An 18597-nucleotide genomic window follows, 5' to 3' on the forward strand; every position below is an offset into this window, starting at 1 on the left:
GGCGGTTTCGTTCCGGTCATTCGGGCGGCGCCGCCTTTCGATGCGCCCCCCGCGAACCTTTGTGTCAACTCATCGATGTGAGGTCAGCAGGAAGCCACATACTGGTTGCCGTTGGCGTCCCGATAGACGCAGTCGCCCGGCGTGTTGGCCTTGCCGATCAGGTTGCCGGCGAGCGCGCCGGCGGCCCCGCCGATCACCGCGCCCTTGACCGCGTTGTCCGACACCGCGGCGCCGAGCGCCGCACCGGCCAGCGCGCCGGTCGCGGTGCTCCGCTGCTCGGTCGTCTGGCAGGCCGCGAGCGACAGGGCGATGGGCAGCATCAGCATCAACTTCTTCATTATATCCTCCATTTCCGGACTATCCGTCCTTGTCAAAAGCGCGAGTTCACCGCCCAAACTGCCCCAGCCGCGCATCGGTTCCCTTGACGGGCATCAAGTCCGGCTGCCATTTGCCGCCGCTCGCCCAGCCCAGAGCCCGGTCGCAAGGCAGGCCGTCAGAAGGTATCCCCCTGTCGGCGCTTCCCAATCGAGCATCTCGCCGCAGGCGAAGATACCGGGAAGCCCTTGCAACTCCAAGCCTTCGCTCAACGCCGCGCGCCGAATCCCGCCGGCAACCGAGATCGCCTCGTCGAGCGGGCGCGGCCCGGCGTGGCGGACCGGCAGCGCCTTGATGAGCCGCGCCAGCCGTTCGCCCTTCGGCAGCGGCCGCCCCCATTCCTGCAGAAGCGCGATCCGCACCGGGTCGAGCTTCAGCGCCTTCCGCAGCCAGTTCGCCGCCGTCTCCTTGCCCGGCCCCGGCGCGAGTCGTCCCGCGACCTCGGCTAGGCTCCGCTCCGGCACGAGGTCGAGCGTCAGCGTCGCGCCCTCCCGGACCGCGCGCGACACCGCGTAGATGCCGCCGCCCTCGATGCCGCGCGCCGAGATCACGAACTCGCCCCGCTCGACGTGATTGCCCGCATGCAGCGCCACGCCCTTGACCGGCGTGCCGAAGAACCGCGCCATGTGCTCCGACCACTCGACCCGGAAACCCATGTTGGCGGGCTTGAACGGCGCGATGTCGACGCCCTTCGCCGCCAGCCACGGCACCCAGGCCGCGTCCGAGCCGAGCCGGGCCCAGCTCGCGCCGCCGAGCGCCAGCACCGTCACCGCTGGGTGCAGGAACTGCCGACCTTCCGGTGTCTCGAAGGCCAGCCCGTCCTCGTCGAACCCGGACCAGCGCCAGCGGGTGCGCAGCTCCACGCCCGCGCCCGCGAGGCGGGCAAGCCAGGCGCGCAGGAGCGGCGAGGCCTTCATCTCGACCGGAAAAACCCGCCCGGTGGAGCCCGCGAAGACCTCCTGGCCGAGCCCGCGCGCCCAGCCCATCACCGCATCGGGTCCGAACGCCTCCAGCATCGGCCGGAGCCAGTCGGTGTCGTAGCGCGCCGCGAAGTCGGCGAAGGGTTCGTCCTTGGTCAGGTTCAGCCCGGACTTGCCCGCCATCAGGAACTTGCGCGCGGGCGAGGGCTTGGCCTCGCAGATCACCACCCGCCGGCCCGCCGCGGCAAGCGCCTCGGCCGCCATCAGCCCGGCCGGCCCGGCGCCGACCACCAGCGCATCCGTCACCCGCCGCATCGCCATTCCCGCTCCATCGCCGCCTTGTTCCCCCGGCCCGCATTCGCCATCCTGTCGCAGGAAGCCCGCCATGACACAAGAGCCCGACCCGCCCCTCTGCCCGCTCTGCGGCCGCCCGATTCCGGCGGACGTGGCGCAGAGCCTGCACCATCTGGTGCCTAAGCTGCGGGGTGGCAAGGGCGGCCCGACGGTACTTCTCCACGCGATCTGCCACGCCGAGATCCACGCCACGTTGAGCGCGACCGAGCTTGCCCGCGGCTATGCCACGGTCGAGGCGCTGCGCACCCATCCGCGGCTGGCGAAGTTCATCGACTGGATCGCAAAGCGCCCGCCCGGCTTCCGCTCGCGCGTGCCGGGGCCGCGGCGGGGGCGCTAGGTCAGCCGGCGACGCGCGTGCCCGCCCCGGAGGCGACAGCGCTTTCGTAGGCCAGAGCCGCCAGCGCGAAATCCCCGACCGCGAGCCCCCGGAACACGAAGGCCGCGCGCCGGTCGGGCGCGAATCCGGCGGCGATCCGCCCCCCGATCATCTCGGTCAGGTCACCGGCAATGAGGCCGGGTTCGACCATCGGCCTGGCGCTTTCCGCCTCCTGCACGCGGTCGTCGATGATCACCGTGTCGAAAGCCGGCATGCCCGCGGGCTCCCACGGAATCGCAAGGTCGGTGATCGTCGCGAAGGCGCCGGGCTTCAGCCAGCGCGCGTCGAGGAAGGGCGCGACGGAATAGTCGAGCGTGATCGAGCTCACCACCAAATCGACGCCGTCAAGCGCCTCGCGGGCGTCGAGCGCGTGCGCCTCCAGCCCGAGGCCGCGCGCCGCGTCGCAAAGCGTGTCGACCTTGGCCCGGCCACGCCCGACCGCGCGGATCTCGCGCAGCGGGAAGAGTTCGGCGAAGGCGGCGAGGTGGCTGTGCGCCTGCACCCCGCAGCCGACGAAGGCGACGCTCTGCGCCTCCGGGTCGGCGAGCCGCCTGGCGACCACCGCGCTCAGGGCGGCGGTTCGGACCGCGGTGACCCAGTTGGCGTCCATCACCGCCTTCAGGACCCCGGTCACGCTGTCGAGGATGAGGATCGCGCCGTTGATGCCGGGCAGGCCGCGCGCGGCATTGTCGGGCGCGACCATCACCGACTTCACCACGATCACGCCCGGCTCGTCGGCCGCGGCGAGCGTCGCCATCATGTAGCGCCCGTCGCCCGGCATCACCGCCGTTTTCGGCGCGGTCCAGAGCCGCTCCTCCGTCCGCGCGAGCACCGCGCGCTCGACCGCCGCGACCACGTCCGCGGTCGAGATGCCGAGCCCGTCCAGAACCCGATCCGAAAGATAGACAAGCCCGCCTGCCTCACTCACCGCGCCACTCCCATCGTGTTACTCCGCCTCGTCCGCCGGCAGTGCGTTCAGGTGGCCGTACCGCTCCTCGCCAAGCCGGTCGAAAAGACCGATCTGGGTCTCGAGGAAATCGATATGCCCTTCCTCGTCGGCCATCAACTCCTCGAAGAGGTTCTTCGAGACATGGTCGCCCACCTTCTCGCAGTGATCGCGCGCCTCTATGTAGAGCTTGCGGGCATCGTGCTCGGCGGCGAGGTCGCTGTCGAGCGCCTCGCGGACGGTTTCGCCGATCCGCAGGGGGTCGAGCTTTTGCAGGTTCGGATGACCTTCGAGGAAGATGATGCGCTGGATCAGCTTGTCGGCGTGGTGCATCTCCTCAATGCTTTCGGCGCGCGACTTCCGCGCGAGCCGGCCGAAGCCCCAGTCTTCCTGCAATCGGTAGTGAAGCCAGAACTGGCTGACCGCGGTCAGCTCACTCCGCAGCGCGGAGTTCAGGTACTCGATGACCTTCTTGTCGCCTTTCATCGGATCCTCCCTTCGGCTCGCACCGGCGAACGCCGCGCAGGGGCGCGGGAACCTCAAGGCTGTCACAGCCCCGCATCGTCTCGACGAACAGCGGCAGGCAGCCGCCACAATCGGCGCGTTTGCCGAGCGCGTGGTAGATGCGGCCGGGCGTGATCACTGTACGCGCATCGGCGGCGCGCATCCAGTCGACCGCGGCACGGATGTCATGATCGCTGATGCACATGCAGTGGCAGACGATCATCGCGCCCCGCCTCCCGGCCGCCGATTTGTCCGTTCTGCGCGCATCGGTCCCCAAGGCTCGCGACAACGCCCCGGAACCGGGGCGCGCGTACTTCCTGACAAAAACAATCGGATTAGTCAAGCCCGGTGCGCGACCCTCAGCCGACCAGCCGCTTGATCGCGCCGACCAACGCCATGTCGGCGCCGAGCGCGTCGGCGGTCAGCTCCGCGACCGTGGCCGCCAGCGCCTCGGACGCGACGATCCGGTCGACGAGGCCCCAGTCGAGCGCCTCGGCGGCGCCGACCTTTACCCCGGCCATCAGGATCATCTTGGCCCGCGCCGGCCCGACGAGCCGCGCCATCCGCACCGGGTCGGAGGGCTGGGGCAGAAAGCCAAGCTTCATCACCGGGTAGAAGAACTTCGCCTCGGGCACCGCGATCCTGAGATCGCAGGCAAGCGCCATGCCGAAGGCGCCGCCCGCGAGCGTGCCGTTCAGCGCCGCGACCGTGAGGCAGGGCAGCGCCGCGATCGCGCCCGAGAGCCGCTCCCAGACCGGATCGGTGGCAAGCCCCGCGCGCGCCTCGTCGAGATCGGCGCCGGCGGAGAAGACCCCGCCCTCGCCGGTCAAGACCAGCGCCCGCGCCTCCTCGCGCCCGGCCGCCTCGGCAATTGCGGCCAGTTCCGCGAGCATCACTCTCGTCAGCGAGTTCGCCTTGTCCGGCCGCGCGATGACCGCCCGCCACAGCCCGCCGTTCTTCTCCAGCCGGATCATCCACGCCTCCGCTCACCTGATCGTGTACCTCTAGCAGCATCCCGGGGCGGAATTCCATACCGCCCCGACCCTTGACCCGGCCCGCTCGCGGGCCGATGGTACGGCCCGAAACGGGTAATGAAACGGGCAAAGACATGAGACATTGGACAGGCCGCAGCGCCGGCGCGCTGACCGCTCTTCTTCTCGGGACCACGGCGGTCCAGGCCGATGTGACCGCGGCCGAGGTCTGGCAGGGCCTCACCGACTACTATGGCGATCTCGGCCAGACCGTCACCACGGGGTCGAGCGCCATGGACGGCGACACGCTGGTGGTCACCGATGCGGTCTTCGCCTCAGAGACGCCCGAGGGCGGTACGAAGGCAACGGTTGCCGAGATCCGGCTGAAGGAGCTTGGCGACGGGCGGGTCGAGGTCACGATGTCCGAGGAGATCCCGGTCGCGATCACGGCCAAGCCGGCGACCGGCGAGGCGGTCGACATGGCGATGAAGATCACCCAGTCCGGCCTCGCGATGGTCGTTTCGGGGCAGGCGACAGACATGACCTTCGATTTCACCGCTGACACGATCGGCATCCGCACCGAGCAGACGGAAGTCGAGGGCGACACCGTCCCCATGACGCTCGACGCCACCCTGACCGGCAACGCCGGCAACTACCGGATCGTCACCGAGGGCGCGCGCAACGTGACCTCGACGATGACGGCCGACAAGCTCGACTTCGCCGTCTCTGGCAAGGACCCCAAGGCCGAGACCGATTTTTCTGCCTCGGGCTCGCTCGCCGGGCTGAGCGGCACCTCGACCGCGACGATGCCGGACGCGGTCGACTTCGCCGACATGGGCGCAGCGCTGCAGGCCGGGCTGGCGATGGAGGGCACCTTCGACTACACCAGCGGCGGCTACGTCATCGACGGCAAGGACGGTGCCGACACGGTGAGCATCCAGTCCACCGGCGGCGCCGGCGCGCTCAAGTTCGCGATGTCGCGCGACGGGCTGAGCTATGGCGGCACCGGCAAGGCCGCTCAGATCGCGATCCAGGCTTCCGCCCTGCCGATTCCGGTCGATCTCTCGGTCGCCGAGACCGCGTTCGACATGAAGATGCCGGTCTCCAAGAGCGAGGAGGCGCAGCCCTTCGGCCTTCTCGTGAAGCTGATCGATTTCGAGGTCTCCGAGGGGATCTGGGCGATGTTCGACCCGACGACCCAACTGCCGCGCGATCCGGCGACGCTGATCGTCGATCTCTCGGGCGCGGCGAAAGTCCTGTTCGACATCTTCGACCTGCATGAGCCGGCAGCGCCCGACGCAAGCCCCGGCGAGATCGAGTCGCTCGACATCAACGAAGTCAAGCTGTCGGCCGTCGGCGCCGAACTCACCGGTTCTGGCGCGATGACCTTCGACAACTCCGCCCCGGTACCGCAGCCGCGTGGCATGGTCGATCTGCAGCTTGTCGGCGGCAACGGTCTCATCGACAAGCTCGTGGCGATGGGCTTCGTGCCCGAGGACCAGGCGGCGGGCGCGAAGATGATGATGGGCCTCTTCGCGGTACCGTCGGGCGAGGACACGCTGACCTCGAAGATCGAGTTCAAGGAGGATGGCGGCGTCTACGCCAACGGCCAGCGCATCCAGTAACCTTGGCGGCAATGACCTAAACCTAAACCGCCCGCGCCCGCCGCGGGCGGTTTCGCCTTGGTCCCGCCGTCGTCACCAGTGGATCGTCGCCGGCGGACAATAGACCCCGTATTTCGTCTCGCGGTAGCTGCCGCCCTCCTTCGAACCGGTCGAGGTCCAGTACCGCTTGAAGTCAAGTTGCGCGTGGGCAAGCCCGCGCACCGTCACCTGTCCGAAGACCGAGACGATGATCCAGTGGGCTTTCTGCCGGTGGTTGGGCAGCGGCGTGAGTGGCGCGAGCTTCGGCAGCCAGCCGCCCCAGCGCGACTTGTCGATGTTCTGGCCGCCCTCGCCGATCGCCACGGCACTGGTGTATTGCGCGTCATGGTACTTGGGCGTGGGGTAGCCGAACGGCAACAGGCAAAGTCGCGCCGCCATCGCGACGCTGGCGAAACGGCTGGTGAGGAACCAGTCGTCGCTCCAGACCCGGTAGGCGCCATGTAGCCACGGCCGCGCGCTGCAGCTCCAGTCGCCATCGCCGAAAGGGATGTGCAGGAAATACCACTGGATCTCCATCCAGTCGAAGGAGTTGTATTCCGGAATGAACGAGAAATCGTAAAGCCCGGTGCCCTTTCCCCGGATGTCGAGAAAGAACTCCTGGCGTTCGGAATAGCCGGCCATCGTCCATGCATCCGGATTGGATGAGGCCTCGGCCGTGAAGCCGGCGATCGTATCCCGGTTCCGACCCACCGCGACGACGGCATAGGGATGCGCCGGCACCGTGCCGAGAGCGGGCACCGCCCTCAGCCCGAAACCGGGATCGTCGCTCTGCCGAGCCTGCCCGTCGAGGCGTGCGCCGGCATGCTGAAGATAGGCGGTCTCCTCGGCTTCGGCCTGCATCGCCAGTTCCTCATGCGTCAACCCGAGTTTTTCCAGCACGTCGCGGTCGAGCACCTTCCGTCGCGCCTCCAGCCAGGCCGTGCGGATCTCGGCGTCGCGTCCCTCCGCATGCTCGGCCTCGACCGCACCACTCACCAACCGCCGCGCCGCGGTGAAGCCCGCATATAGCTCTTCCGGCGAGAGCCCCGACAAACTGTGCTGATCCATGATCCGCCCTTCGCTCTGCGGCCCCCTGCCGGACCCGCGTGTTCAAAGTAGCGGTCCGTCCAGCCGCCGCATTGACGGTGGTCAGCCCCGCACCATCGCGCCCTTGCGCGTGATCCCGGCCCGGACTACCTCCTAGGAAACGTTCCGCGACACAGGATCCGACCGCATGACCGACCGGCTCGCCCCCCTGACCGAGGCCCTCCTCGCCGCCGCCACCAAGGCTGGCGCCGAGGCCGCCGACGCGATCGCCGTCGACGGCACCGCGCTCTCCGTCGACGTGCGCGGCGGGCGGCTCGAACAGGCCGAAAGGGCCGAGGGGATCGAGATCGGCCTCCGCGTCCTGATCGCCAAGCGCCAGGCCTGCGTCTCGGCCTCCGACATCTCCGAACGGACCATCGCCGAGATGGCCGAGCGCGCCGTCGCGATGGCCCGCGAGGCGCCCGAGGATCCGAGCCTCGGCCTCGCCGATCCGGGCGAGCTTGCGTCCGCCTGGGATCTCGCGGCGCTCGACCTCGCCGACCCCGCCGCCGAACCCGCCGCCGCCATGCTCGAGGACGATGCCCGCCGCGCCGAGGCAGCCGCCCTCGCCGTCAAGGGCGTGAGCCAGGTCCAGTCGGCCTCGGCGAGCTATTCGCACCGCCGCCTGCACCTTGCCGCGACGAACGGCTTCGCCGGGGGCTACGCGCGGACGTCGCGCTCGACCTCCGCCGTCGCCATCACCGGCGAGGGGCTGAGGATGGAGCGCGACTGGGCCGCCGAATCCCGCGTCTATCAGTCCGACCTGCCAAGCCCGGAGGAGATCGGGCGGCTCGCCGGCGAGCGGGCGGTGGCGCGCGCAGGCGCGCGAAAGCCGAAGACCGGCGCCTATCCGGTCGTCTTCGACGAACGCATCTCGGCCGGGCTGATCGGCCATCTCCTCGGCGCGATCAACGGCAGCGCGATCGTGCGCGGCGCTTCCTGGCTCCGCGACGCGATGGGTGAACAGGTCCTGCCCCGTGGCCTCTCGGTCTTCGAGAACCCGCACCGCCCGCGCATCACCGGCTCCCGCCCCTTCGACGCCGAAGGGCTGCCGACCGAAGCCCGCGACATCGTCCGCGACGGCGTGCTGCAGACCTGGACGCTCGACCTTGGCACCGCCCGCCGGCTTGGCCTTAAATCCACCGCCTCGGCCTCGCGCGGCACCTCCTCGCCGCCCTCGCCCTCGGCCTCCAACATCGCACTGACCCAAGGCGACAAGAGCCGCGACCAGCTCCTCGAGGAGATCGGCACCGGCCTTCTCGTCACCTCGATGATCGGCTCCTCGATCAACCCCACGACCGGCGACTATTCGCGCGGCGCCTCGGGATTCTGGGTCGAGAACGGTCAGCTCGCCTACCCGGTGAACGAATGCACCATCGCCGGCAACCTGCGCGAGATGCTGCTCAGGATCACCCCCGCGAACGACGCCCGCGCCCATCTCAGCCATGTCGTCCCCTCGCTCCTCGTCGAAGGGCTCACCCTTGCCGGCGAGTGACCTCGACCTCCTGACCGAGGCGGCGCGCGCCGCCGGCGCGATCGCCCGGCGCTTCTTCCGCGCCTCGCCCGGCATCTGGCACAAGCCCGGCGGCGCCGGCCCGGTGACGGAGGCCGACCTCGAGGTGAACCGGATGCTCCATGCCGAGCTCGGCGCCGCCCGCCCCGGGTACGGCTGGCTGAGCGAGGAGACCCCCGACGACCCCGCCCGGCTCGGCACCGAACGCACCTTCATCATCGACCCGATCGACGGCACCCGCGCCTTCATCGAAGGCGACACGAGCTTCGCCCATTCACTCGCCGTGGCCGAAGACGGCCGGATCACCGCCGCCGTCGTCTACCTGCCGATGAAGGACATGCTATACGCCGCAACCGCTGCGGGCCCGGCGACGCTGAACGGCACCCCGATCCGTGCCTCCGTGAAGACCGGGGCCGAAGGCGCCACGCTCCTCACGGCAAAGCCGAACCTCGCCTCCGAGCACTGGAAGGACGGTACCCCGCCGCCCTTTCAGCGCAAGTTCCGCGCTTCGCTGGCCTGGCGGCTCTGCCTCGTCGCCGAAGGCCGTTATGACGCGATGCTGACGCTCCGGCCGAGCTGGGAATGGGACATCGCCGCGGGCGACCTGATCGCGCGGCAGGCGGGCGCCACGGTGACCGACCGTAAGGGCCTGCCGCTCCGCTTCAACGCCGCCGATCCCCGCACCGCCGGCGTCATCGCCGCACCGGCCCCGCTCTGGACGGCACTCCGCAGCGCCCTCAACGCCTGAGCACCCAGTCCGTCTTTCATCCCGCCGAAACATCCTCGGAGGGAGATTGCCCGTTCCGGGCAATCCGGGGTGGCAGACGCCCCCGCCCTGCCCGCAAGCCGCCTTGAGGCGCCCCGCCCCTTGGCATAGGGTGGCGCGCGAAACCCAACCCCAAGCCCCGGAGCCCCCCATGACCCAGCGCCTGCATCTCGTTTTCGGCGGCGAGCTGGTGGACCCGACCAGGACCGTCTTCAGGGATCCAGAGCGGATCCACGTCGTGGGCGTCTTCCCCGACTACCAATCCGCCTACAACGCCTGGAAGGCCGAAGCCCAGCGCACCGTAGACGACGCCCATACCCGCTACTTCATCGCCCATATCCACCGCCTGCGGGACGAGGCGACGGCGGCCAGCCCGACCGAGGAACTCGGCCTCTGAGCCCTCGCCGGCATGGGACGCTCACTCGCCCTCGCGCTCTACCTCCTGACGGCGTCCCGCGCCGCGCCGGGCGAGGCGCCAACGCGCGCGCCGCGCCCCGACGGCCACCTCGCCTGGCTACATGTCGGCCGTGGCGCCAACCTGCGCAGCCTCGCCCAGCTGACCCAGCGGTTGCAGCGCGCCCGGCCGAAGCTCCGGCACCTCGTCACCGGCGAAGGACCGACACCGCCCGACCTCACCGGCTTTCCGGCCAACACCCGCTCCGACCTGCTGCCGCCCGACCGGTTACCAGCGCTCAGGCCCTTCCTCGACCACTGGCGCCCCGATCTCGCGATCCTCACCGGCGCCAGCCTGCCGCCCGCGCTGATCACCGAGGCCGCGGCACGTGCGATCCCGCTCATCCTCGCCGACATCCGCCTGACCCCGCAATCGGCGGCCGCCTGGCGCTGGCGGCCCGGCATGGCGGCCTCGCTTCTCGCCCGCTTCACCCGGATCCTCGCCCAGGACGCCGAGACCGCGGCCCGGCTCCGCGCCCTCGGCGGCCGGCGCCTGCCCGTCGACGTGGCCGGCCGGATCGAGGAAACCACCGATCCGCTACCTGGCAACGAGGCCGAGCGCGCCGCCCTCGCAGACCTCCTCCAGACCCGCCCGGTCTGGCTCGCCGTGGCCTGCCCGCAGGCCGAGGAGGAGGCGGTCATCGCCGCCCAGGCCCATGCGATGCGGCTGGCGCACCGCATGCTCCTGATCCTCGTCCCGTCGGAACCAGACCGCGCCCCGGCACTGGCCGAGCGGATTGCCCGCGAAGGCTGGATCACCGCGATACGGTCGCGCGAAGAGGAACCCGACCCTGAGGTCCAGGTCTTCATCGCCGACAGCGAGGAAGAGCTCGGCCTCTGGTACCGGCTCGCGCCGGTAACTTTCATGGGCGGCACGCTTGGCGAGGGCGGGACGAGCCGCAACCCGTTCGAACCGGCGGCACTGGGCTCGGCGATCCTGCACGGCCCCCATCCCGGCCCCTACCCCCATGCCTATGCCCGCCTCGCCGAGGCCCGCGCCGCCCGCCGCATCGCCACGCCCGAGGCTCTTGCCGCCGCGGTCGGCGACCTGATCGCACCCGACAAGGCGGCGGTCTTGGCTCACAATGCCTGGGCCGCCTCCTCCGGTGGCGCCGAGGTGGCCGAGCGCGTGGTGCAGCTTGCGCTGGCAACACTCGACGCCCGGCAAAAGCCGGAGACGCCCTGATGCGCGCGCCCGGATTCTGGCACGGCGATCCCGCCCGCCCGGCCTGGCAGGCCCGGCTCCTCGCCCCGCTCGGGCGGTTCTACGCCGCCGCCACCGCGCGCCGCCTCGCCGCCGGCTCGGCCGGCGCCGCCGATCCCGGCGTGCCGGTGATCTGCGTCGGCAACCTCAATGCCGGCGGTACCGGCAAGACGCCGACGGTAATTGCGCTCGCCCAGCGGCTCGCGGGGCGCGGCCTAACCGCCCATGTCGTGAGCCGCGGTCACGGCGGCCGCCTCGCCGGGCCAGTCCGCGTCGACGAGCGTCGCCACACCGCCACCGACTGCGGTGACGAACCCCTTCTGCTGGCGGGCTTCACCCCGACCTGGATCGCCCGCGACCGGGCTGCCGGTGCCCGCGCCGCCGTGAAAGCCGGCGCCGAGGTCATCCTGCTCGACGACGGATTCCAGAACCCCACCCTCGCCAAGCACCTCTCGATTGTCGTCGTCGATGCGGCGAAGGGCTTCGGCAACGGGCGTTGCCTGCCCGCCGGCCCCTTGCGCGAACCGGTCGCGACCGGTCTTTCCCGTGCCGACTTCCTGCTCTCGATCGGTCCCTCCGCCGCGCAGCAGAGCTTCGCCGCGACCTGGGGCCACGCGATCAGGGTCCCACACCTGACCGGCCAGCTCGCGCCGCTCCGGACCGGGATGGACTGGCCCGGCCTCAGGGTCCTCGCCTTCGCCGGCATCGGCCACCCCGAGAAGTTCTTTGCCACGCTCGAAACCCTCGGCGCCGAGATCGCCCGCGCCGAACCCTTCGACGACCACCAGCCCCTCAGCCCCGCGCTGCTGCGCCGGCTCGAGGCCGATGCCCTGGCGCTCGACGCCCAGCTCGTCACCACCGAGAAGGATGCCGTGCGCCTGCCGCCCGACTTCCGGCCCAATGTGCTGACCCTCCCGGTCCGGCTTGACCTCGACGACTGGTCGCCGCTCGACGCGGCACTCGACCGGCTGCTGCCGCGCCGCTGACCCGCCCGGATTTGGCGAGGGGCCGCATCCGGGGTATCCTGCCTTCGCACATGGAGGCCGCCATGAAACCGACCGCCCTTGTCCCCGCCTTCCTCATCGCCGCGCTTCCGGCCCTCGCCTGGGAGACCGAACAGACGCCCGATTCCGCTCGCACCTGGCAGTCCGTGAGCGGCCTTGCCGCCGAGTTCGGCTGCCGTCGCGGCCAGCAGGGCTATCTCGATTTCCGCCTGACCGACGCAGCCGGCGGCGGCCGCTTCGCCGGCATCCGCTCGCTGATGCTCTGGATCGAGCTCGCCGATGGCCGCACCGCCCGCTACCCTGTCGATGTGGCCATCGCGGGTCCGTCCCTCATCGGCCGTTTCTATGTCTCGGCCGAGATCCTCGACCACTTCCAGAACGGCACCGCGATGATCATCGACAGCGCGCTGCCACGGCAGGAATTCCTGCGCACCGACATGAAGGGCACCGGCGCCGCCCGCCTCGCCTTCCGCGAACGCTGCGGCCTCTGATCTTCATCTTACCGGAAGTATCCTCCGGGGGTCCGGGGGTGGACCCCCCCGGCGCCGCCGCCCTCAGCCGCGACCGGCCTTCACTTCCGCGTCATGCTCGCCAAGCATCGGCGACGGCCGCTCGAGCGCGAGCTCGGAGCCCGAGAACCGGAACGGCGAACGCACGCCCGGCACGCCGTCCAGTTCCACCCGCATCCCCCGCGCGACGACCTGGGGATCGGCGAAGACCTCGCCCATGTCGTTGATCGGCCCCGCCGGCACGCCCTCGGCCTCGCAGGCGGAGAGCAGATCGGCCTTCTGCCACGACACCGTCTTCTCTGTGATCAGCCGCGTCAGTTCCGCCCGGTTGGCGATCCGGTCGGCATTGGTGCGGTAGTCCGGCGCCTCGGCCAGCGCATCGAGCCCGAGGATCCGGCAGAGCCGCCGGTACTGGCCGTCATTGCCGGTGGCGATGATGATCCAGCCATCGGCGCAGTCGAAGACCGAATAGGGCACGATGTTGGGATGTGCATTGCCCATCCGCATCGGCGGCGTGCCGGAGGCGAGGTAGTTCATCGCCTGGTTGGCCATCACGCTCGTCGCCACGTCGAGCAGCGCCATGTCGATCTGCTGGCCCTCGCCGGTCCGCCCCCGCTGGTGCACCGCGGCGAGGATCGCCGCCACGGCATAGATGCCGGTAAAGACATCTGTGACCGCGACGCCCACCTTCTGTGGCTGGCCATCGGGCTCGCCGGTGATGCTCATCAGCCCCGACATGCCCTGGATGATGTAGTCGTAACCCGCCCTGTGGGCATAGGGTCCGTCCTGCCCGAACCCGGTAATCGAGCAATAGATGAGCCGCGGATTGACCGCCCGCAGGCTTTCGTAGTCGAGCCCGTATTTCTTCAGCCCGCCGACCTTGAAGTTCTCGATCAGGATATCGGCGTCCTTCACCAGATCGCGGACGAAGGCCTGCCCTTCGGGCGTGCGAAAATCGGCCGTCACCGATTTCTTGCCGCGGTTCGCAGCGTGGAAATAGGCGGCCGTCCGATCGCCCTCGCGCACGATGAAGGGCGGTCCCCATTGGCGGGTGTCGTCGCCCTCGGGCGCCTCCACCTTGATCACCTCAGCGCCGAGATCGGCGAGCATCTGGCCGGCCCAGGGACCGGCCAGAATCCGCGCGAGCTCGACGACCTTCAGCCCCTGAAGCGGCGCCATCGGCTCAGTTCGCGAGCTTTTCGTCGAGGATCTTGGCGAAATCCTCGTAGGACATGTTGGAATACTTCTGACCGTCGATCACGAAGGAGGGCGTGGAGTTGATCTCGTCCTTCGTGGCATTGTCCTGGTAGGTCGCGACCATGGCCTGAGCCATGTCGTTGTCGTTGAGGCAGGCTTCGAGCGCCTCCGCCCCGATCCCTGCCTTCAGCCCGACCTTGCGCAGGTTCTCGGCTATCCCGGCCGCTTCCCCGGGGGCGAGCCACTCCTTCTGCTGATCGAAAAGCATGTCGGCGATGCCGAAATACTTCTCCGCGCCGCCGCAGCGCGCCACCATACCCGCCCAGAGCCCGAACTTGTCGAAATAGACCTCGCGGTAGACGAAGCGGACCTTGCCGGTGTCGATGTAGTTGGCCTTGAGCTGGTCGAAGACGGTCTCGTGGAAATTCGCGCAATGCGGACAGGTGAAGGAGGCATATTCGATCACCTCGACCGGCGCCTCGGCCTCACCCAGCACCATGTCGGGCACGAGCGCGGCCTGCGAGCTTGCGGTGGCCTCCTGCGCGACGGCGGCGGTCGAGAAGGTGGTGACGTTGGCCTCGGGCGCGGAGGCGGACCGGGTCATCCAGAAGGCGCCGCCCGCGGCAGCGGCGAGCGCCACGGCGCCGGCAATCAGATAGGTCTTCGACATGGGATCAGCCTTTCCTCTTTCCGGGCCGAGATAAGACCTTTTCGCCCAGAGCTTCAAGCGCCGCCCGGAGCGTCGGGTCGCCGATCTCACCGGAAAGTGTACGCGCCGCGGCCACGCATCCTGGATCGGGCGGCGCGGGCGGCGCCTTCGGTGCGGGGCGGAACGCGACCTGGCCCTCGGCAAACCCCGTGGGCGCGGTCTGGGTGATCACCACCTTGGAGATCGCGTTGTAGCCGTAGCAGGCATTCACCCGCTCGCGGATCTTCGGAAGCTGCATCTGCAGGACCGGCGCGGCGGCGCCCGTCGTCAGGAGCGTCAGCGTCGCCCCGATCCCCTCACGCCCATAGCCGATCTTGACCGGCAAGGCCATCGCCGCGATCTCCTCGCCCACGACCTCGGCCCAATGGGTGAGAAGCCGCGACACCGCGAAGCCGCGCGATTCGCCGGCCACGCGGATCCGCTCCTTGAGAAGCCGCGCCGCCGACTGAAAGCCGCGCCCGCGCCGATCCGGAGTCGCAACGCTCATCCCTGTCCTTTCCCGTGCCCGTCGCTATTCTAGGCGCAGGGCGCGGGCTTGCCCACCGGATTGACGGCAACAGGAGAGAAAACTTGCGCGAAAGGGAGATCGGAACGGCCCTCCTGGCCTGGTACGACAGCCATGCCCGGGCGCTGCCCTGGCGCATCGGCCCGGCGGAGCGCCGCGCCGGCCACCGCCCCGATCCCTACCGGGTCTGGCTCTCGGAGGTCATGCTCCAGCAGACGACCGTCGCCGCCGTGCGCGACTATTTCCACCGCTTCACCAGCCGCTGGCCCGATGTCGCGGCGCTCGCCGAGGCCGACGACGGCGAGGTCATGGCCGAGTGGGCGGGGCTTGGCTACTACGCCCGCGCCCGCAATCTCCTGAAATGCGCCCGCGCCGTGGTCGCGGACCACGATGGTCGCTTCCCCGAGACGAGTGCCGCGCTCCTCACGCTGCCTGGCATCGGCCCCTATACCGCCGCCGCGATCGCCGCCATCGCCTGCGACGAGCCCGCGACCGTCGTCGACGGCAATGTCGAACGCGTCACCGCCCGTCTCTTTGCCGTCGAAACCCCGCTTCCCAACGCGAAGCCCGAGCTGACCGCGCTTGCCCGCCGCCTGACGCCGGAGACGCGCCCCGGCGACCACGCCCAGGCAATGATGGATCTCGGAGCCACGATCTGCACCCCGAGAAACCCTGCCTGCGGCATCTGCCCGCTCCGCCTCTTCTGCGCAGGGCACGCCTCAGGCATTGCGACCGAGCTGCCCCGCAAGCTTGCCAAGAAACCGAAACCCACCCGTTTCGGCATCGCCTATGTCGGCACCCGCGAGGATGGCGCGGCACTCCTCGAACGCCGGCCCGAGCGCGGCCTTCTCGGCGGCACGCTCGGCTGGCCCGGCAGCGCCTGGACCGAGGCCACGCCCGCCCCCGCCCCGCCCGCCGCCGCCGACTGGCGGGAGAGCCCGGGCGCGGTGCGCCACACCTTCACCCATTTCCACCTCGTCCTCACCGTCCTGACCGCCCGCCTGCCCGCCGGCTCCAATCCCGAGCGAGGCCATTTCGTCTCCCGCGACAACTTCCGCCCCGGCGACCTGCCGACCGTCATGCGCAAGGTCCATGACCTCGCGTCCCGCGCGCTTCTGACCGATTGAGCCGCCCCGCGCCCGCCCCTAGACTGCCGGCGATGACAGCGAGCGGAACACCCATGTCACAACCGATCTCCCGCTTCACTTCGGCGGCGCCGTTCTGGCTGTCGCTCGTCCTCGTGCCGCTCGCCGCGACCGGCGCGGGGATCGGCGGCTGGACCGTCTGGCTGTTGCCGATCTACGGCTGGATCGGCACGACGATCCTCGACCTGCTCGCCGGAAACGAGACCCGCAACCCGGATCCCGACACGCCCGAGGCCGATCTCTTCTGGTACCGCCTGATCACGATGATCTGGTTCCCGATACAGGCGGCCACGCTCTACGGCCTCATCTGGTACGTCACCCGCGCGGATCACCTCGCCACATGGGAAAAGATCGCGCTCTTCTTCGGTCTTGGCGTGATCTCGGGCTCGATCGGCATCACCTATGCCCATGAGCTCATGCACCAGAAGAACCGGCTCGAACGCTGGCTCGGCGACCTCCTCCTTGCCACCGTGCTCTACAGCCATTTCCGGACCGAGCACCTCCTCGTCCATCACCGCTATGTCGGCACCCCCCGCGACGCGGTCACGGCGCGCTACAACGAGGGCTTCCACCGCGCCTTCTTCCGGGTGCTGAAGGACGGCCCCGGCTCCGCCTGGCGGGCGGAGAGGCAGCTTCTGTCCCGCGCCGGCCGCACGGTGCTGCACCCGTCGAACCCGTTCTGGCGCTACGGCGCGCTGCAGCTCGCCGCCCTCGCGCTCGCCTATGCGGTGGGTGGCTGGGCGGGGCTCGCGCTCTTCGCATGGCAGGCCTTTGTCGCGGTCTGGCAGCTCGAACTTGTCAACTATGTCGAGCATTACGGCCTGACCCGCCGCCACCTCGGCGAGAGCAAGTACGAGCGCGTCCTGCCGCGCCACTCCTGGAATGCCGACCACAAGGTCACCAACTGGATGTTGATCAACCTGCAGCGCCATTCAGACCACCACTACAAGCCCGACCGCCGCTTCCCGCTGCTCCAGACCTACGGCGCCGACGAAGCTCCGCAGCTTCCCTTCGGCTACCCGGCGATGACAGCGCTGGCGATGGTTCCGCCGCTCTGGCGCAGACGCATGAACCCGCGCGTCCGGGCCTGGCGCAAGACCTACTATCCCGACATAACCGATTGGTCCGACTACAATTCCGGCCGCCTGCCGATGCCCTCGGGCGCGAGCTGACGCGCGCCGTCAGCGGGCTTCCGCGTGTCCGAACTGGTGGTCGTAGAGGGTTCGGAAGAGGCCGTCCCTGGCGAGGAGGCTGTCCGGGGCGCCCTCCTCGTCGACCTGGCCGTCCTTGATCACGACGATGCGGTCGGCGCTCATCACGGTCGAGAGCCGGTGCGCGATGACGATCGTGGTGCGGCCCTCGGTCAGCCGGCCGAGCGCCTGCTGCACCAGGAACTCCGATTCGGAATCGAGCGCGCTCGTCGCCTCGTCCATCAGCAGGATCGGCGCGTCGCGCAGGAGCGCCCGGGCGATCGCGATGCGCTGGCGCTGGCCGCCCGAGAGATTGCCGCCGTTCTCGCCGACATTGGAGGCGTAGCCCTGCGGCAGGCCGAGGATGAAGTCATGCGCATTGGCCGCCTTCGCCGCGGCGATCACCTCGTCGTCGGTCGCCTCGCGGCGGCCGAGGCGGATGTTGTGCATCACCGAGCCCGCGAACAGGAAGGTCTCCTGGCCGACGAAGGCGATCCGGTCGCGCAGCGAGGCGAAGCGGGCCTCGCGCAGGTCGCAGCCGTCGATCTCGACGCTGCCCTCGGTCGGGTCGTAGAGCCGCATGATCAGGTTGATGATCGTCGACTTGCCGCCGCCCGAGGGGCCGACCAGCGCCGTCGTCCGCCCGGCCTCGAAGGTGATGTCGAGCCCGCGCAGGATCGGCCGGTCCTTGCCGTAGCCGAAGCTCACCTCGCAGAGCCGCACCGCGCCCGGCCCCGCCGGCAAGGGCCGCGCCTCGGGCGCCTCGGTCACCGAGATCGGCGTGTCGAGGATGTGGTACATCATGCCGACCCCGACCATGCCGCTTTCGAGGCTGACCCGCATCCGCGCCAGCCGCTTGGCCGGCTCGTAGGCCATCAGCAGCGCGGTGACGAAGGACATCAGCTCCCCCGGCGTGGTCGCGGTGTCGCCGAAGAGGCTGACCGCGCTCAGCGCCACCACCGCGGCGATCGCGAAGCCCGAGAGCGTCTCCATCAGCGGGCTCGTCGCCGCCTCGAGCCGCGCCAGCGCATTGGCGCGGCTCTCGACCGAGGCCACCGCGCTGCGCATCCGCTCGGCCATGCTGTCCTCGAGCGCGAAGGCCTTGACGACACGGATCCCCGCCGAGGTCTCCTGGATCACCTTGATGATCTCGGCCGCCGAGGCCATCTCGGCCTCCATGATCTGGCGCACCCGGCCGAGGATCTTGCGGATCCCGAACATCGCCGC

Annotated in this window: 21 protein-coding genes; 10 read left to right on the forward strand and 11 right to left on the reverse strand. The window is 69.9% G+C overall.

The window, feature by feature from the left end; genetic code table 11:
• Positions 1-83 precede the first annotated feature (83 nt).
• Both OM960_RS20025 and OM960_RS20030 read right to left on the reverse strand, forming a co-directional pair.
• The gene (locus OM960_RS20025) at positions 84-338 is read right to left on the reverse strand and encodes a YMGG-like glycine zipper-containing protein (RefSeq protein ID WP_263335015.1); all 255 of its coding nucleotides are present in this window, start codon (positions 336-338) and stop codon (positions 84-86) included.
• A gap of 93 nt (positions 339-431) precedes the next feature.
• Complete coding sequence (locus OM960_RS20030; protein WP_432759532.1) at positions 432-1610, reverse strand: TIGR03862 family flavoprotein; 1179 nt, start codon at positions 1608-1610, stop codon at positions 432-434.
• Between the two features lie 70 nt (positions 1611-1680).
• On the opposite strand from OM960_RS20030, the gene OM960_RS20035 reads away from it, so the two are divergent.
• Entirely contained in the window at positions 1681-1986 is a 306-nt protein-coding gene (locus OM960_RS20035; protein ID WP_264773202.1) for an HNH endonuclease, read from the forward strand.
• Between the two features lies 1 nt (position 1987).
• On the opposite strand, the gene OM960_RS20040 is transcribed toward OM960_RS20035, so the two are convergent.
• The 4 genes from OM960_RS20040 to OM960_RS20055 all read right to left on the reverse strand — a co-directional run bounded on the left by OM960_RS20040 (position 1988) and on the right by OM960_RS20055 (position 4449).
• On the reverse strand, positions 1988-2953 hold the full coding sequence (locus tag OM960_RS20040; RefSeq protein WP_264773203.1) for an ornithine cyclodeaminase family protein: 966 nt from the start codon (positions 2951-2953) through the stop codon (positions 1988-1990).
• Positions 2954-2971: 18 nt separating this feature from the next.
• The gene (gene bfr, locus OM960_RS20045) at positions 2972-3457 is read right to left on the reverse strand and encodes a bacterioferritin (protein ID WP_264773204.1); all 486 of its coding nucleotides are present in this window, start codon (positions 3455-3457) and stop codon (positions 2972-2974) included.
• Entirely contained in the window at positions 3405-3698 is a 294-nt protein-coding gene (locus tag OM960_RS20050; protein WP_263335023.1) for a (2Fe-2S)-binding protein, read from the reverse strand. The genes bfr and OM960_RS20050 overlap by 53 nt, the downstream gene beginning before the upstream one ends.
• Positions 3699-3834: 136 nt before the next feature.
• Positions 3835-4449, reverse strand: a complete 615-nt coding sequence (locus OM960_RS20055) for an enoyl-CoA hydratase/isomerase family protein (RefSeq protein WP_264773205.1) — start codon at positions 4447-4449, stop codon at positions 3835-3837.
• 134 nt (positions 4450-4583) lie between these two features.
• Between OM960_RS20055 and OM960_RS20060 the strand changes: the two genes are divergently transcribed.
• Entirely contained in the window at positions 4584-6071 is a 1488-nt protein-coding gene (locus OM960_RS20060) for a DUF2125 domain-containing protein (RefSeq protein ID WP_264773206.1), read from the forward strand.
• 72 nt (positions 6072-6143) lie between these two features.
• On the opposite strand, the gene OM960_RS20065 is transcribed toward OM960_RS20060, so the two are convergent.
• Positions 6144-7157 (reverse strand): hypothetical protein, encoded by a 1014-nt coding sequence (locus OM960_RS20065; RefSeq protein WP_264773207.1) that lies wholly within the window; start codon positions 7155-7157, stop codon positions 6144-6146.
• Positions 7158-7323: 166 nt separating this feature from the next.
• Between OM960_RS20065 and OM960_RS20070 the strand changes: the two genes are divergently transcribed.
• The 6 genes from OM960_RS20070 to OM960_RS20095 all read left to right on the forward strand — a co-directional run bounded on the left by OM960_RS20070 (position 7324) and on the right by OM960_RS20095 (position 12606).
• A complete protein-coding gene (locus OM960_RS20070) occupies positions 7324-8670 on the forward strand; it encodes a TldD/PmbA family protein (protein WP_264773208.1) in 1347 nt (448 codons plus the stop codon).
• Positions 8657-9436: a 3'(2'),5'-bisphosphate nucleotidase CysQ gene (locus OM960_RS20075; RefSeq protein ID WP_264773209.1), complete on the forward strand. Its 780-nt coding sequence runs from the start codon at positions 8657-8659 to the stop codon at positions 9434-9436. Before OM960_RS20070 ends, OM960_RS20075 begins: the two co-directional genes overlap by 14 nt.
• 169 nt (positions 9437-9605) lie before the next feature.
• Positions 9606-9851 carry a DUF4170 domain-containing protein gene (locus OM960_RS20080; RefSeq protein ID WP_264773210.1) on the forward strand — a complete coding sequence of 82 codons (246 nt, stop codon included), beginning with the start codon at positions 9606-9608 and terminating at the stop codon, positions 9849-9851.
• 12 nt (positions 9852-9863) lie between these two features.
• On the forward strand, positions 9864-11093 hold the full coding sequence (locus OM960_RS20085) for a 3-deoxy-D-manno-octulosonic acid transferase (protein ID WP_264773211.1): 1230 nt from the start codon (positions 9864-9866) through the stop codon (positions 11091-11093).
• Positions 11093-12097 (forward strand): tetraacyldisaccharide 4'-kinase, encoded by a 1005-nt coding sequence (lpxK, locus tag OM960_RS20090; RefSeq protein ID WP_264773212.1) that lies wholly within the window; start codon positions 11093-11095, stop codon positions 12095-12097. Before OM960_RS20085 ends, lpxK begins: the two co-directional genes overlap by 1 nt.
• A 62-nt stretch (positions 12098-12159) precedes the next feature.
• A complete protein-coding gene (locus tag OM960_RS20095; protein ID WP_263335039.1) occupies positions 12160-12606 on the forward strand; it encodes a hypothetical protein in 447 nt (148 codons plus the stop codon).
• Between the two features lie 63 nt (positions 12607-12669).
• On the opposite strand, the gene OM960_RS20100 is transcribed toward OM960_RS20095, so the two are convergent.
• From OM960_RS20100 to OM960_RS20110, 3 genes are read right to left on the reverse strand one after another with little or no spacing between them, the layout of a single operon-like run.
• The gene (locus tag OM960_RS20100; RefSeq protein ID WP_264773213.1) at positions 12670-13803 is read right to left on the reverse strand and encodes a CaiB/BaiF CoA transferase family protein; all 1134 of its coding nucleotides are present in this window, start codon (positions 13801-13803) and stop codon (positions 12670-12672) included.
• A gap of 4 nt (positions 13804-13807) precedes the next feature.
• The gene (locus tag OM960_RS20105) at positions 13808-14491 is read right to left on the reverse strand and encodes a DsbA family protein (protein WP_263335043.1); all 684 of its coding nucleotides are present in this window, start codon (positions 14489-14491) and stop codon (positions 13808-13810) included.
• Between the two features lie 4 nt (positions 14492-14495).
• On the reverse strand, positions 14496-15017 hold the full coding sequence (locus OM960_RS20110; RefSeq protein WP_263335044.1) for a DUF721 domain-containing protein: 522 nt from the start codon (positions 15015-15017) through the stop codon (positions 14496-14498).
• An 83-nt stretch (positions 15018-15100) separates the two neighbouring features.
• Between OM960_RS20110 and OM960_RS20115 the strand changes: the two genes are divergently transcribed.
• Both OM960_RS20115 and OM960_RS20120 read left to right on the forward strand, forming a co-directional pair.
• Positions 15101-16162 (forward strand): A/G-specific adenine glycosylase, encoded by a 1062-nt coding sequence (locus tag OM960_RS20115; RefSeq protein WP_264773214.1) that lies wholly within the window; start codon positions 15101-15103, stop codon positions 16160-16162.
• Positions 16163-16215: 53 nt separating this feature from the next.
• On the forward strand, positions 16216-17352 hold the full coding sequence (locus OM960_RS20120; protein ID WP_264773215.1) for an alkane 1-monooxygenase: 1137 nt from the start codon (positions 16216-16218) through the stop codon (positions 17350-17352).
• Between the two features lie 9 nt (positions 17353-17361).
• Here the strand turns inward: OM960_RS20120 and OM960_RS20125 are convergent.
• A partial coding sequence (locus tag OM960_RS20125) for an ABC transporter ATP-binding protein (protein ID WP_264773216.1) occupies positions 17362-18597 on the reverse strand: 1236 nt, incomplete at its 5' end.

Source organism: Defluviimonas salinarum (genome assembly GCF_026013545.1).
Lineage (GTDB): Bacteria > Pseudomonadota > Alphaproteobacteria > Rhodobacterales > Rhodobacteraceae > Albidovulum > Albidovulum salinarum.